Here is a 13,147-nt window from a genome sequence, read left to right on the forward strand (position 1 = left end):
CACGAGGCACGATTGCAATCTCACGGCGATGTTAGGGGGATAACATAGGCTCCCCGGGCTGTCAACGAAGCGTCGACAATGAAGCAGCGATTGCCGTTCGCCGGCGCCTCCGGTAAGATGACCGGTCATTTTGCGCATGAAGAGTGAGGACTTCGGTGGGTCGGCATTTACACTTTGATTGTTTCTCCGGTGTCAGTGGAGACATGGTCCTAGGGGCACTGGTGAGCGCCGGGCTCTCATGGACGGACTTGGTGAACGGCCTCAAACGCCTACCGCTCGACGGGTACCGGCTACGAAAGCGTGAGGTGCAGCGAGGCGCGCTTCCGGCGGTCAAGGTCGATGTGGTCGTTCAGCAGGGGTTTCAACGACCGCTGGCCCTTTCTCGCATCCGAAAGCTCTTGGCCGATAGCACGTTGCCTGGTCCGGTCAAGGAACGTAGTCGATCGGTGTTCGATCGACTGGCTGAGGCCGAGAGCCTTGCCCATCGAGTCGACCTGAAGGACGTGCATTTTCACGAAGTAGGGGTTGTGGATTCGTTTATCGATGTCGTCGGAGGCGTGCTGGGCTGTCATCTCTTGAACGCCACTCGCATCACATCGTCCCCCATCAATGTCGGGGCGGGGTCCATTCACACCTCACACGGACTTTTGCCTGTTCCCGGGCCGGCGGTGGCGGCGCTCGCGAAAGGGATCCCCATCTTTGCCGCCGGCCCCCGTTGCGAGCTCGCGACTCCCACCGGGGTTGCGCTCCTGCGGACATTGGCATCGGAGTTCGGGCCTATGCCGACGATGAAAAGCATGGCCGTCGGCTACGGTGCCGGTGACCGCGATCCGGACGGATGGCCCAATGCCCTTCGCGTATTTCTGCAGAATGCGTCTGCGTCTCCCACGCGACAAACCGAACGCATGATGCAGATTGAAACGAATCTCGATGACCTTATCCCACAGGCCTACGAACACGTGATGGAACGACTCTTTGCCGTCGGTGCCGTCGATGTCACACTGACCCCCGTGGTGATGAAGAAAAGTCGGCCTGGAGTCGTCGTGACCTGCCTTGCGATGCCGCCCCAAACGGAGGCCGTGCTTGAAATTCTGTTCCAAGAGACCTCAACCCTCGGGATACGGGTTCAAGAGGTGACCCGCCGGGTGCTTCCCCGGCGGTTTGTCCCCGTGACGACCAAAGGAGGAATGATTCGTATGAAGGTCGCCGACGTCGGTGCCGGTTGGGAAAAGGCAGCACCGGAGTATGCGGACTGTAAGACGGTCGCCCAGCGGACCGGTCGTCCCTTGAAGACGATTATGGAAGAGGCCCTGCTCGTCTATCGGCAAGGGCGTACGAGACGAACCGCGAATACGCGGGGCCGGGCATGACCGTTCTGTACTACGTGCTTCTCTTTATCCTCTCGGTCGTGGTCACACTCGGTGGCTGCGCCCTCTTTACCAATGCCATTGAGTGGCTCGGCAAACGCCTGGGGATTTCCGAGGGGGCCGTGGGCAGCGTGTTTGCCGCCATCGGCACGACCTTGCCTGAAACATCAATCCCGATCATCGCCATTTTTTTCGGCGAAAGCCGGGAGGAGGTTGAGGTGGGGTTAGGCGCGATCTTGGGCGCGCCGTTCATGCTCAGCACGCTGGTGCTGCCCATGTTGGCCATGCTCTTGTTGATCTATGCGCGGGCCGGCAAACGGACCGGGCGGTTTCACCTCAACTATCGTGAAGTGCTGACCGATCTCACGTTTTTCATGTTCGGATATTTCATCGCGTTGGGTTGCGCCTTCGTGCCCTCCAGACTCATTCATCTCATCGCGGCCGTCGTATTGATCTGCTTGTACATTTACTACATGAAGCTCAAATTCACACCGGCAGGCGGAGAGGAAGGCGGTGAACTGGAGCCGCTCATTTTTGACAAGACTGCTGCGATACCGTCGTATGCGATGATCGGATTTCAATCTTTCCTGGGTCTGGGCGGATTGATAGTGGGTGCCCATTTGTTTGTCACGGCCGCGGAATCGATGGCCGGCCTGTTCGCCATGTCGCCGTTGATTTTGGCACTGCTCATCGCGCCGCTTGCCACCGAGCTGCCCGAGATGTCCAACAGCTTTCTCTGGCTCTATCGTAAGAAAGACCGACTCGCCGTGGCCAATGTCACAGGGGCCATGGTGTTTCAAGGCACTTTTCCCGTTGCGCTGGGATTGATCGGAACCGCTTGGTCCATCGCACCATCGGCATTGACGACCATGATTCTAGCCGTGCAGGCGGTAGGGCTCTGCCTTTTGCAGATTCTCATCGGAGGTCACTGGCGGCCGTGGCTGCTCGCCGCCGGAGCTTTGTTCTATATCGGCTATACGGTGCATCTCTATGTCAACTGAAGCACGACCACCTCGCGCGCGCTCCTCATCCCTCCGACTTCCCTTGTTGGGTCTCACAATGGGAGACCCGGCCGGCATCGGGCCGGAGGTCATCGCCAAGGCTCTTTCAAGCCCTAGTCTCCACAAGGTGTGTCGACCGATCGTCATCGGATCACTTCCCGTCATGGCGCGAACGATCAAGGCGCTGAAGCTCAACCTGAACGTCCTGCGAGTTCATGGTCATGAAACGATGCCGACACCTAGGGCGACAGTACCGGTGCTGGACCCGCTGGAGACACCGCTGCGAACGTTCAAGCCCGGGCTTGCCGCGGCGGAGACCGGCGCCGCTTCGGTCGCCTTTATCAAAAAGGCCGTCGAACTGGCTCAGATCGGCTGTATCCAAGGCATGGTGACGGCACCCATCAACAAAGAAGCCATCAACATGGCCGGCTGCCGGTACCCGGGCCATACCGAGTTGTTGGCCGACCTCACGCAAGCCGACGAGTCAGGTATGATGATCGTGGGCGGACCGTTACGGATCATGTTCGTCACGACACATGTCGCGATCAGAGATCTCTCGTCGCTGCTCACTCAAGCGAAGGTCGAAAGGGGGATTCGCTTGGCACACCTGGCACTCACGACGTTGTTCGGGATGGTTAAACCCAAAATCGGCGTGGCGGCCTTGAACCCACATGCCGGGGAGCATGGATTGTTCGGGGATGAAGAGACCCGTGTGATTCTGCCGGCGGCGCGTGCCGCCCAAAAGCGGGGCATCCTGGCGAGCGATCCCTTGCCTGCCGATACCCTATTCGGGAAGGCGGCGAACGGACAGTACGACGGCGTCGTCGCCCTCTATCATGATCAAGGGTTGATTCCCCTGAAACTCGTGGCATTCGGCACGTGCGTCAATCTCACCGTGGGCTTGCCCATCATTCGCACTTCGGTGGATCATGGAACCGCGTTCGATATCGTCGGCAAGGGCGTCGCCGACCCCGGAAGCCTGATTGAGGCCGTCAAGCTGGCCGCCAAGATCGCCCAAACGAAGATGACGCCATCTCGTGCCAAAAAAGGACGGGCCGGACATGTCGCCTGACGCGTCGAAAAGTCTTACCGTGGTTCGGCAGCAGCTGGATGAACTGGATGCCATTGCTCAACAGACTCTTCAAGATCTGAACACCGTCGCCGGGACGGAACGAATAGTCAAATGGAAAGCCCGCACGGTCGCGCTGATTACCGATGCCGTCGGCCCTCTGGAAGGACAGGTGTTCGCTCGCATCCAACCGGGACCGTCGTTCACCAACGACCTGGTCGAAGAGTTTACAGACCTCGTGGAATGTTATCGCTCGCCACTGAAGATATTAGCCGGGCACCTGGCCCAGCCGCCCTCGACCGGGAGTTGAGGGTGGAGTCCTCTTTCCCTCCTGCAGCGATCAAACGTCTCGGACAGAATTTTCTCATCGACCCGAACATTGTCCGCAAGATCGTCGCACTGGCCGAACTTACGCCGGCCGATGCCGTGTTGGAGATCGGGCCCGGGCGTGGCATCCTCACGGAAGCGCTGTGCCGCGCGGCCGGCCAGGTAACGGCAATCGAAATCGATCCACGACTCCACACCTACCTGGCCGAACGACAGCTCCAGTTTTTGAATCTCACGCTCGTCCTCGGTGATGCAATGACCTATCCGATCGAACAGCTTCCGATCGGCACCATCGTCGTCGCCAATCTTCCATATTATTTATCCACTCCCCTACTCTTCCGGCTTCTCAATCAGCGCGACCGCTTCCCCCGCATGGTGCTCATGCTGCAAAACGAAGTCGCCGACCGATTGGTTGCCAAACCCGGCAGCTCCGACTACGGAGTGCTTTCCGTCATGGCGCAGTATGGGGCGGAGATCACGAAAGCGTTCCAAGTCTCTGCGCAGTGTTTCAGACCGAGACCGGAAGTTGGTTCTGCCGTGGTTCTTTTAAAAACCAAGCATCAGAGAGCGCTGAACCGCGAGGATGAGCCAAAGTTTGCCGCACTCGTAAAAGCCGCCTTTGCGCACCGCCGAAAGACGCTGGTCAATTCACTGAAGGATCAAGGATGCGATCAGAAGCTATTGGCAGAAGCGTTGGACACATTGGCTCTCTCTCCTTCCGTCCGCGCGGAAACTCTTTCTCTCGAGCAGTTTGCCGAACTGGCCCGCCGCATGTGCCCACGGATTTCTTAAACATCAGCCATGGGAGACTACGGATATGATCAGCCGCGCGCAGTCTGGATCCGAGGCGACCCAGCGCCTTGTGCGCCATACGAGATGCTGACGATCAGAAATCCGTCGTTGCGAAGACTGGAGGCCCTATATCGGTCGCATGTGGATTTTGAACACGACGCGTCGGCTCTTATCGCGGTCCGTATATCCGGCGTCATTGCGTAAGAGGTTCTGTTTTCCTCGTCCGTTCGCAGTGGCTTTCTGCAGGAAGCACTCATAGGCCCATGGCAGCTTCTCGCGAATTACTTCCAAGCTTTTCGCCAGAACGGCAAAAGAACGTTCCTGACTGAGTCGCAAGTTGCGGATATCGTCACCCAGGTCATCGGTGTACCCTTCGATGACAAAGGCCTCTACTTCCTGCTCACTTGTTCCGCAGGCAAGTGAGGCATAGTGAGGCATGGCCTCGGACAGGAAGGTTTCGGCGGCTGGCAGCAACGTGCTCTTTCCGAACTCGAAGGTGATCGCCGCATCCGGCACCACGATCGTGCGGACGTTCGGCTTCTTGAATTCCGGTGCTGGCGGACGTGGATCGGAACTCGCCGTTACGTTTATCGGCGTGGCGCGGCTCTTGGCTGGATCGACATTTCCATTTTCAACACGAGTCACATACGTCACGAACAATAGGATAAAGATGACGGCGAGGGAGGTCATAAGATCCGCAACCCCACTCGTGACGACGGCTGAGCTGTCACGAATATCTTCAGAGGAGTCCGACTTCATTTCTCTCGCCTCGACACCTCAATCGAGATGGAACGGGGTGGCTTTCCTGGCTCACTGTCTTTCTTCGACGGACGCGCCAGTTCATTCGTCGCAGAGGCATGGCTCTTGAGCTGATTGATCATCGTTTCCATCTCTGATTGAGACAGCTGCACCGGAGCGCGTGGCTCCTTGATCAAGCGGTTGAGATCGTGAATGGCCTCCAGTAAGGGGTTCATCATGGGCCTTAACGCCCGTTGGACTTCATGACCGATCTCCGTCGACAGACCATCGAGCTTCATCGGTGTCTGTTTGGCGTTCAGAGCCGTAAGCGCCTCTGAGGCGGAGCTCAGCGCCGCGACGGTCGATCCGAGGCGTTGCTGTACGATATCGAGGAGTTGGTGTGTGGTCTCGTGTTGGAGAGGAGCGACGATCGTCGTCGGGGATCCGCTCGGCAATGGAGACGCCTGAGTGTGCGGCCCGGCAGTTTTTTGAGGAAACATCTCGTCCAGGAGAGAGAGGCACTCACGGTGTCGATTGTCCAGCCGGTGCCAGAGACAGTGTTCGAGAAGAGAGAAAGCATTGGCGCATCCCAAGCCCACGATGGATGTCACAAACTTTCCAGAAAGTCCGTTGATCAATCCTTGAATCCCTTCGATTTCCGACCCATTCGCATGGAGCTTGCTGAGGCCGATCAGAATAGCAAGAAACGTGAACATCAATCCCATACCGGTCAGAAAGGCGGGCAACTGTCGATAAAAGCGCACATTGAGATGGGCGGCGCAAAGGGATTCGAAGGAGAAAAATTCGCTCGCGGAGCGCTGACTGTGGACGGTCGGTTCGAGAAACCATGCCGATTGCTCTACGGTGAGAGTCTTGCGATAGGAAAGCCATCCTCTGGCAAAGGCCTGCTCCGACCGTATCACTCGATCCAGCGCTTGCAAGTCGTCAAGATCACGACGGGTCTCCGACGATGCATCGAGACGCGCCCGTCTTTTCGCGAGAGCCGGGATGGCCAGCCAGTCCTGGGAAACCTTTTGACGGGCCTGCACAAGAGGCGAGACGGAAGAATGGATCCGCAAGAGCGTTTCTTCAATCTGCAGCAGGCCTCGGAGGAGTACCCCTCCATGCCAAAGACAAAGGATGAGGATCCCCGCCGCACCGATCCAGCTAAGCATCGGACTTTGAAGCCCACCGACAGCCGATACATCACGAGTGAGCCATTCCCCGACCGCAGTGAACGAATCCACTTCATCCATCTGAAGACCTCGCTGCAGGCCTGTACGCTCTTCTCACCAAAAGTGAAGCACTGCCGTCTCCCTCAACTTCTGTGCCAGAAGAAGGCTTCGACAATTGGCCTTGTATCGCGACACGATTGAGCTAGCGCCAGCGGAAAGGGGAAATTCTTGCCGAAGGAGCGGCAAGTTCTGCATGAACCGGTGGAACTGTCGTGAAGGCAGGGTAGCTGAAGTATCGACGCCGCGTCAGTTCGGTTTTGTCACCAAAGCTTTGGTTGTCGCGGCATCATGGACCGATCTGTCATTCTGTCGATTCAAGGAGGCAGTTCATGCTATGGTTTGTTGTCCTTGAGAACCGATTTCCGCTTCATGCGAGGAAAGGTGGAGGATTCCAATGGGTCTATGGCGCCTGATCGGTCGACCTGCTTACATGCTCTGTGCGTTGCTATCGGTGACAGGATGCGCGAGCGAATTCTCCATTTTCAGCGCATCCGGCGAGCCACTTTTGATTTCGCGTCGAGGGTATTCACCGATGGAATGCACGCAAACGGTGAAGGACGAGGCCGCTCGCATGGGTGTGACATTGCGATATGTTCATATCCGGGGAAGCGCCGTCGGCCGTTCGTTACTCTGGCCCTTTGAGCCGGGGTACGCCTGCGAGGCGGCCATCGGCCCTGAGCAGGGCCCCATCGGCAGTTACCCTACTCATCGCATTCTCCCGCGCCGCTCATGATTGAACTCTTCGAGCATTTCTTCATGTTCTGCGTCCGGCTTGATCTCCATGCCAATGGTCGGATGCTGGTCTGAGATCGATAAGATTTCCGCCAATCCTCTTGCGCTCTGTACACATACTCCATGGTGCCGCGGCTTTGTTCACGCTTGGACTTATCTGCATCGGCAAACTCACGAACCTTGTTTCGCACGCTCTCGGCCTATGGTCGGTGCATGTCGCCACTTCGTTGATTCGCTTGTTGATTCAAGGTCTTCCGCTATACTTATGATGTGTGCGCCGTCGTGATGGGAAGGGGGTTCAGGGAACGCTCAGGTTCAGGGCACGATGATCAAAGTTTTATTGGTCGAAGACAATGACGTCGATGCACGCCTGACTCAAGACATTCTTGCCGAATGGAGCCTGGAAGCATTCGATATCATTCATGTGACCCGCCTCAGCGACGCTGTGACCCGCCTGGCCCGCGCACGGTTTGATGCCGTCCTGCTCGACTTATCGCTTCCGGACGGATACGGACTCTCGACGGTGCGTCAAATGCATGTCGCGAACCCGAGGATCGCGATCATTGTGCTGAGCGGACTCAACGATCAGACACTCGCGCTACAGGCTGTCCAGAACGGGGCACAGGACTATCTCGTCAAGGGACAAGGACCGTCTGAGCTGTTGGCCCGATCAATTCGCTACGCCATCGAACGCAAACGGGCGGAAGAGCGTCTGACCTACCTCGCTCAGTATGATCAATTGACGGGCCTGGTGAACCGTACCCTATTCCGCGATCGCCTCATTCAAGCCATGGCGCGCAGCAAACGGCTTCAACAACCTCTCGGTCTCATGTTGCTCGACTTGGATAAGTTCAAACCGGTGAACGACACCATGGGTCATGATGTCGGCGATCAACTCCTGAAAGCCGTCGCGGAACGACTGCAAGAGTGTGTCCGCGAGGTGGACACGGTCGCCCGCATGGGAGGAGATGAGTTCACCATTGTTCTGGAGGGCCTGACGTGCGAAGAGGATATTACGATCGTCGCGCAGCGCATCACGAAGTCGCTGGGGGATCCGTTTCACCTTGGGGAACACAGGGCGGTGATCGGAGTCAGTATCGGCATTACCGTGTATCCGACCGATGATCATGAAGTCGATGAGCTCCTGAAACACGCCGATGTCGCCATGTATCGGGCCAAACAACAAGGGGGCGGCTCTTTTCAGTTTCACATCCCCGATGATTCGACACCCTCCCCTCGCTGAAGTTCACGGCTTCATCCACCCCTGCGACGTCCGGCCGTCCTCATCGACCGATCTGTGAAAGCGGTTGATCGGAAACAGCATACGCCCCGGCAGGATTCGGCTCGAGTCGATTCATCGCAGAAAGCTCCGACGGTGTCGGGTTGGGATGCGAATCGGGTGTCATGAGGATGCCCCAGTGCTGATTGTTCCGACAGACATTGTCGACGATCAAACTTTCGGCATGCTGGAACAACAGGATTCCGCTCAGCATATTTTCTTCGCACAGATTCCGCACGAGTTCAGGTCGACTGCCCGGATCCCGGACCGCGATGCCAAAATGGTGGTTCTCACGGCAGCGATTATCCGCCACCCGCGGTTGAGCCCCGGCAAAGACGAAAATGCCGGACTCACGATTACGGCACACGTCGTTGTCTGAAAATGTGACTCGACATTCGGGTCCATACAACACCACTCCCGACAAGATCCCCTCCATTGCTCGGCACTGTGTGATCATGCACGTGGAGTTGAGTATGTTGAGAGCCGAATGTTGGTCGCTGCCGACATAACGGAACGTGATGCCGGTAATCCACCCTTCCGGCACCTCTTGTAAATACAACGGCCCTCCGCGGCGGCTGAAGATCTGGACCCTATCCCGGCCGGCACCGACCAGCCGTACCGGCCGTTGAGTCACGACCAGTTTATCCTCATAGATTCCAGGACGGACATAGACCTGGTCCGATTCTCCGACATCCTTCAAGGCTGCGCTTGGAGTCGGATAACAACACGGATCAACCGGATCGACAACCAAGGTTCGTCCACCCAAGGGATTCGTCGGTATGGCCTCTTCACTCACCCTGGACTCCTGTGGAGATGCGTGCTCCTATTGGGCATGAACGAAGAGCGGAGATCTTGCGACGCAACAAGCCGGTTAAGGTCATCGAACCACTTTGTACAAATCTGTGTCTTCGTCTACACGCTCTTAGAGACCCTGCGAGTTGCTTGCCGCTGAGATGGAACAAAAGCATGTTTTTTCAGCGTTTCTCATTCGTGAATGCTCAGAGCTCTGGCATACTGATTGCGTGCGTGAGACCTTCGATTGCCGTATTGGAAGATGGAGGCCCGCTATGCTCCACAAATGTATTGGAATCGTCCTGCTCCTATCCACGTTCTTCTCTGTCGGCCAATCCTTGGCGGCCCCAACTCAGCGACAGGACACGACTCGTCGATTATACGATCGCATCATGGATGAATTTAAGCACCGTGACTACAAAGCAGCGATGGCCGGTTTCCAACTCTTCATCGAGCTGCATGGCGAATCCGCCTTGGCAGCTAATGCGCAATATTGGATAGGAGAGTGTCAATATCGGATGGGACGATATCGAGACGCCCTCAAGTCGTTCTATGATGTCGTGTCAAATTATCCGCTCAGCCCTAAAGTGGCGGCTTCCACGCTGAAGCTCGGTCAGACATACACGAAATTGGGCGACCACGAGAAGGCACGGTTGATGTTCGACCGGGTCGTGGATCAATATCCGGACAGCGCGGAAGCGGAGGTGGCTCGCCAAGCCATCGAGGCGTCATCAAGCACCGAAGATTCACCGAATCAGACGCCGTAGGACCGTGGGTTTGTTTGAGTGAGCGTCGAGCGCCTCGTCACTCCTCCGCGGTAATCCCCAAGCGTGCCGTAAGATCTGGCAGCGAATGGGTTTTTTTGAGTTGTAACTTCGTCAGTTTGATCCCCGCCGCCTCGAGCACCGACTCGATGACCGACTGCCGTTCATCCTGATGAGAGGGGGTTGAATCCCGCTCGATTTGTACGACTCGTTCGACTCGACAGGACCCCGGATGAACCAAGACAAAATCGACCCGCTTGAGCGCAATCTTACGCAAGATATGGGTGCGCATTTTTCCCGCCGCTTCAACCGACACGAAAGACCATAGCGGCACCTGACTGAACACAAGGTAATGCTCCTGGACAGCCATTCGCAGAAGGCTATACAACGCGACCTCTTCATCGGTAAGCAACCGAGCTGGACCGAGGGTGACGCCTGAAGGAACGGCAAACGGCAATGTGTGTGTCTTTCTTCGACGTGCCTTCGTCAGATACCGCCAAAGCAAGATGATCACGACGAGACCGATCGCGCCGACCAGAAGAAGCTTCATCTATTCCTGCCGCCGCCTTTGCGTGGACGCAGCCGCTCAAACCAGCGGGGCCCACTTGGGACGATGCAACCCAATAACCGTGGGGCCGCCGCGCCCGTAACCGAGGGCACATTCCCGGACTGTTCCATCACGGTCTGATAAGCCAGGACGGCAAATGCCACCGACTCCAACGCCTTACTGTCCCAACCGTGCGATTCAAATGACGTGACGGGCACCGGTGCAAAGATGTCCGCCAAATGTCCCATGATCGCGCGGTTTCGCACACCGCCTCCGCCCACGATCACGTCATCGATCCGCCCTTTGATCCACCGTCTGGCTGTTCCGACTGCTTCCGCAGTCCAACGGCTGCAGGTAGCGAGAAGATCCTCGATCGACAATTGACGTGTTTGCTGCCACTGAAGTAACTCATCGAGCATCTTCCCCCCGAACGCCTCGCGTCCTGTCGATTTGGGGGGTGCCTGGGAAAGATACGGATGGGCGAGAAGTTTGGCTAACAATCTGGAATCGACTTGTCCCTTGGCCGCCAATCGCCCTTCACGATCCATCGTGGCCCTGCCGTTCGTGGTGCGAGACATGAGTCCGTCAAGAACCATATTCGCCGGGCCTGTGTCGAACGCGACGAGTTCCGCCGAATCCGACCCGCGAGGAAGATAGGTGACGTTGCTGATCCCGCCCAGATTCACGATAAGTCGCGCGCGGCGCGTATGCCGAAACAGCAGCGCGTGGACCCCGGGAGTAAGCGGCGCTCCTTGCCCGCCGGCAGCAATATCGCGCGGCCTGAAATTGGCCACGGTGGTAATACCCGTGCGCTCGGCAATCACGGCCGGTTCAGCGATTTGCAACGTCGATCGTATGGCGCCGACTCCGGTATCCTTGATGCCATGCGGCAAGTGGTGCACCGTTTGGCCATGCGATCCGATCAGGTCGACATCATCCGGAGACAGTTGAGCCGACCGAATGACTCCTAAGGCGGCATCGGCGAACCATTCGCCTAGGAGCGCATTCAGGTGGCAAATATCGGTCACCGTTCCGGAAACCGACGCCGAAAGAATCCGCTGCTGCAGCGAACGTGGATAAGGAAGCGAATGGAACGCCACCATCCCGACTCGAAGACCGGCTCTTTGGCGGGCGATGCTGACGAGCGCCGCATCAACTCCATCGGCCGACGTCCCCGACATCAATCCGACGACATTCATCTCCGGTATCCTTTCGCTCGTAATCCGGAATGCCTCAGCTCCGGGTGTGCTACGCTAATCGAACTTTGCCCTATGGTCAAGGAGTCGAATGGCCATGGCCTAACAGAATGTTGAAAAGTTCCGCCCGGGGCGTTCTCGCATCGCTCAAAGGCTCAACGTACGACCGGGCAAGAGCTGCGAGAGCAGCGCGGGTGGGTGAGAACGACGGCCTCTTTGAACGTCCTGACAGCGTTTCTGTATGGGTAATCTTCTCTCGCGTCAGGATCTCACAGACGTTTCAACAGCCCGCTATCGAGCAGCCCTGATGATGTCGTTGACACTGTACGATGCGGATGATACCGTCCCCGCCGATGTTTTCCCTCAACCACGCATGGAAGTGGCCGGTTTGCCCTCTTCTCGCCGCACTGGTCGGCTTCCTCCTCTCCGTGGAGGCCGTCGCGGAAGTTCGCGGTCCGATTCCTGTCGTGGTCACGATTCCCGTTCTTAAGGATTTGGCGGAGCAAGTCGGCGGCCCCCATGTGCGGGTCACGTCTTTGTTGAACGGTTACGAGAATGAACATACCTATTCCCCCAAGCCCACCGATCTGGTTGCCGTCCGGAAGGCCAGGCTGTTGTTGGAGATCGGCATGGGACTCGAAGTCTGGGTGTCGTCGTTGGTGAAGAACGCGGGAGGCCCATCGCTCCGCGTGATCACGACTTCTCGAGGAGTCGAGTTGATTCATGATCAGGCGGATGTGCATGACGGAGCGCATCATGAAGGGGAAGCAGCAGGGAACCCCCATGTTTGGCTGGATCCTGAGAATGTCGTCATCATGCTGCGTCACATCACCGATGCGCTCATCGAAGTGGACCCCGGCCATACAGCTGAATTTCGATCTCACCAAGCGGCATATCTTCAACGGCTGGAGCAGGTCCGGAAGGAACTGTCCCAGCGCATGCGGCAACTACCCGACCGGCGTTTCATCGCCCATCATTCGGCGTGGCCCTATTTGGCGAAACGTTTCAGCCTGGATATTGCCGGCACGATTCATCTCCAGGCCGGCATTGAACCCTCCGCCCATCACCTCCAGTCCCTCATCGAGAAGATGAGAAAAGAGAAGATCAAGGTGGTCGTGTCCGAGATTCAACTCAGCCAGCGACTCCCGGACCTTCTGGCGAAGGAAACCAACGCCCATGTCGTCGTCTTGACGACGATGCCGGGAGGAGTGGCAGGAACTGACACCTACCTCGACATGCTCCGCTATAATGTGCTCCAATTGGCCGGTGCGTTGGAAGCAGCCTCGTAGCCTTACTCGGATGACCCCC

14 protein-coding genes are annotated in these 13,147 nt (G+C 57.4%); 9 read left to right on the forward strand and 5 right to left on the reverse strand.

Going from position 1 to position 13,147, the window contains the following annotated elements; translation table 11 throughout:
• Positions 1-203: 203 nt before the first annotated feature.
• From A4E19_12000 to A4E19_12020, 5 genes are read left to right on the forward strand one after another with little or no spacing between them, the layout of a single operon-like run.
• Positions 204-1,370 (forward strand): hypothetical protein, encoded by a 1,167-nt coding sequence (locus A4E19_12000; GenBank protein ID OQW37892.1) that lies wholly within the window; start codon positions 204-206, stop codon positions 1,368-1,370.
• Positions 1,367-2,368: a hypothetical protein gene (locus A4E19_12005; GenBank protein ID OQW37893.1), complete on the forward strand. Its 1,002-nt coding sequence runs from the start codon at positions 1,367-1,369 to the stop codon at positions 2,366-2,368. The genes A4E19_12000 and A4E19_12005 overlap by 4 nt, the downstream gene beginning before the upstream one ends.
• Entirely contained in the window at positions 2,358-3,440 is a 1,083-nt protein-coding gene (locus A4E19_12010) for a hypothetical protein (protein OQW37894.1), read from the forward strand. The genes A4E19_12005 and A4E19_12010 overlap by 11 nt, the downstream gene beginning before the upstream one ends.
• On the forward strand, positions 3,430-3,747 hold the full coding sequence (locus A4E19_12015) for a hypothetical protein (protein ID OQW37895.1): 318 nt from the start codon (positions 3,430-3,432) through the stop codon (positions 3,745-3,747). Before A4E19_12010 ends, A4E19_12015 begins: the two co-directional genes overlap by 11 nt.
• A gap of 2 nt (positions 3,748-3,749) precedes the next feature.
• Entirely contained in the window at positions 3,750-4,556 is an 807-nt protein-coding gene (locus A4E19_12020; GenBank protein ID OQW37896.1) for a hypothetical protein, read from the forward strand.
• 126 nt (positions 4,557-4,682) lie between these two features.
• Here the strand turns inward: A4E19_12020 and A4E19_12025 are convergent, their stop codons facing one another.
• Together A4E19_12025 and A4E19_12030 are read right to left on the reverse strand one after the other, a co-directional pair.
• On the reverse strand, positions 4,683-5,315 hold the full coding sequence (locus A4E19_12025) for a hypothetical protein (protein OQW37897.1): 633 nt from the start codon (positions 5,313-5,315) through the stop codon (positions 4,683-4,685).
• On the reverse strand, positions 5,312-6,550 hold the full coding sequence (locus tag A4E19_12030) for a hypothetical protein (GenBank protein ID OQW37898.1): 1,239 nt from the start codon (positions 6,548-6,550) through the stop codon (positions 5,312-5,314). Before A4E19_12030 ends, A4E19_12025 begins: the two co-directional genes overlap by 4 nt.
• 1,036 nt (positions 6,551-7,586) lie before the next feature.
• Here A4E19_12030 and A4E19_12035 point away from each other — a divergent pair.
• Positions 7,587-8,504: a hypothetical protein gene (locus tag A4E19_12035; protein ID OQW37899.1), complete on the forward strand. Its 918-nt coding sequence runs from the start codon at positions 7,587-7,589 to the stop codon at positions 8,502-8,504.
• Between the two features lie 40 nt (positions 8,505-8,544).
• Here the strand turns inward: A4E19_12035 and A4E19_12040 are convergent, their stop codons facing one another.
• Complete coding sequence (locus A4E19_12040; GenBank protein OQW37900.1) at positions 8,545-9,336, reverse strand: hypothetical protein; 792 nt, start codon at positions 9,334-9,336, stop codon at positions 8,545-8,547.
• Between the two features lie 271 nt (positions 9,337-9,607).
• On the opposite strand from A4E19_12040, the gene A4E19_12045 reads away from it, so the two are divergent.
• Positions 9,608-10,099: a hypothetical protein gene (locus tag A4E19_12045; GenBank protein ID OQW37901.1), complete on the forward strand. Its 492-nt coding sequence runs from the start codon at positions 9,608-9,610 to the stop codon at positions 10,097-10,099.
• A 37-nt stretch (positions 10,100-10,136) separates the two neighbouring features.
• On the opposite strand, the gene A4E19_12050 is transcribed toward A4E19_12045, so the two are convergent.
• Both A4E19_12050 and A4E19_12055 read right to left on the reverse strand, forming a co-directional pair.
• Positions 10,137-10,646, reverse strand: a complete 510-nt coding sequence (locus A4E19_12050; protein ID OQW37902.1) for a hypothetical protein — start codon at positions 10,644-10,646, stop codon at positions 10,137-10,139.
• Entirely contained in the window at positions 10,643-11,842 is a 1,200-nt protein-coding gene (locus A4E19_12055; protein ID OQW37903.1) for a hypothetical protein, read from the reverse strand. The genes A4E19_12050 and A4E19_12055 overlap by 4 nt, the downstream gene beginning before the upstream one ends.
• Positions 11,843-11,949: 107 nt before the next feature.
• On the opposite strand from A4E19_12055, the gene A4E19_12060 reads away from it, so the two are divergent.
• Positions 11,950-12,147: a hypothetical protein gene (locus tag A4E19_12060; protein OQW37904.1), complete on the forward strand. Its 198-nt coding sequence runs from the start codon at positions 11,950-11,952 to the stop codon at positions 12,145-12,147.
• A 45-nt stretch (positions 12,148-12,192) separates the two neighbouring features.
• The gene (locus tag A4E19_12065; GenBank protein ID OQW37905.1) at positions 12,193-13,128 is read left to right on the forward strand and encodes a hypothetical protein; all 936 of its coding nucleotides are present in this window, start codon (positions 12,193-12,195) and stop codon (positions 13,126-13,128) included.
• Positions 13,129-13,147 lie beyond the last annotated feature (19 nt).

It is taken from the genome of Nitrospira sp. SG-bin1 (genome assembly GCA_002083365.1).
GTDB lineage: Bacteria > Nitrospirota > Nitrospiria > Nitrospirales > Nitrospiraceae > Nitrospira_D.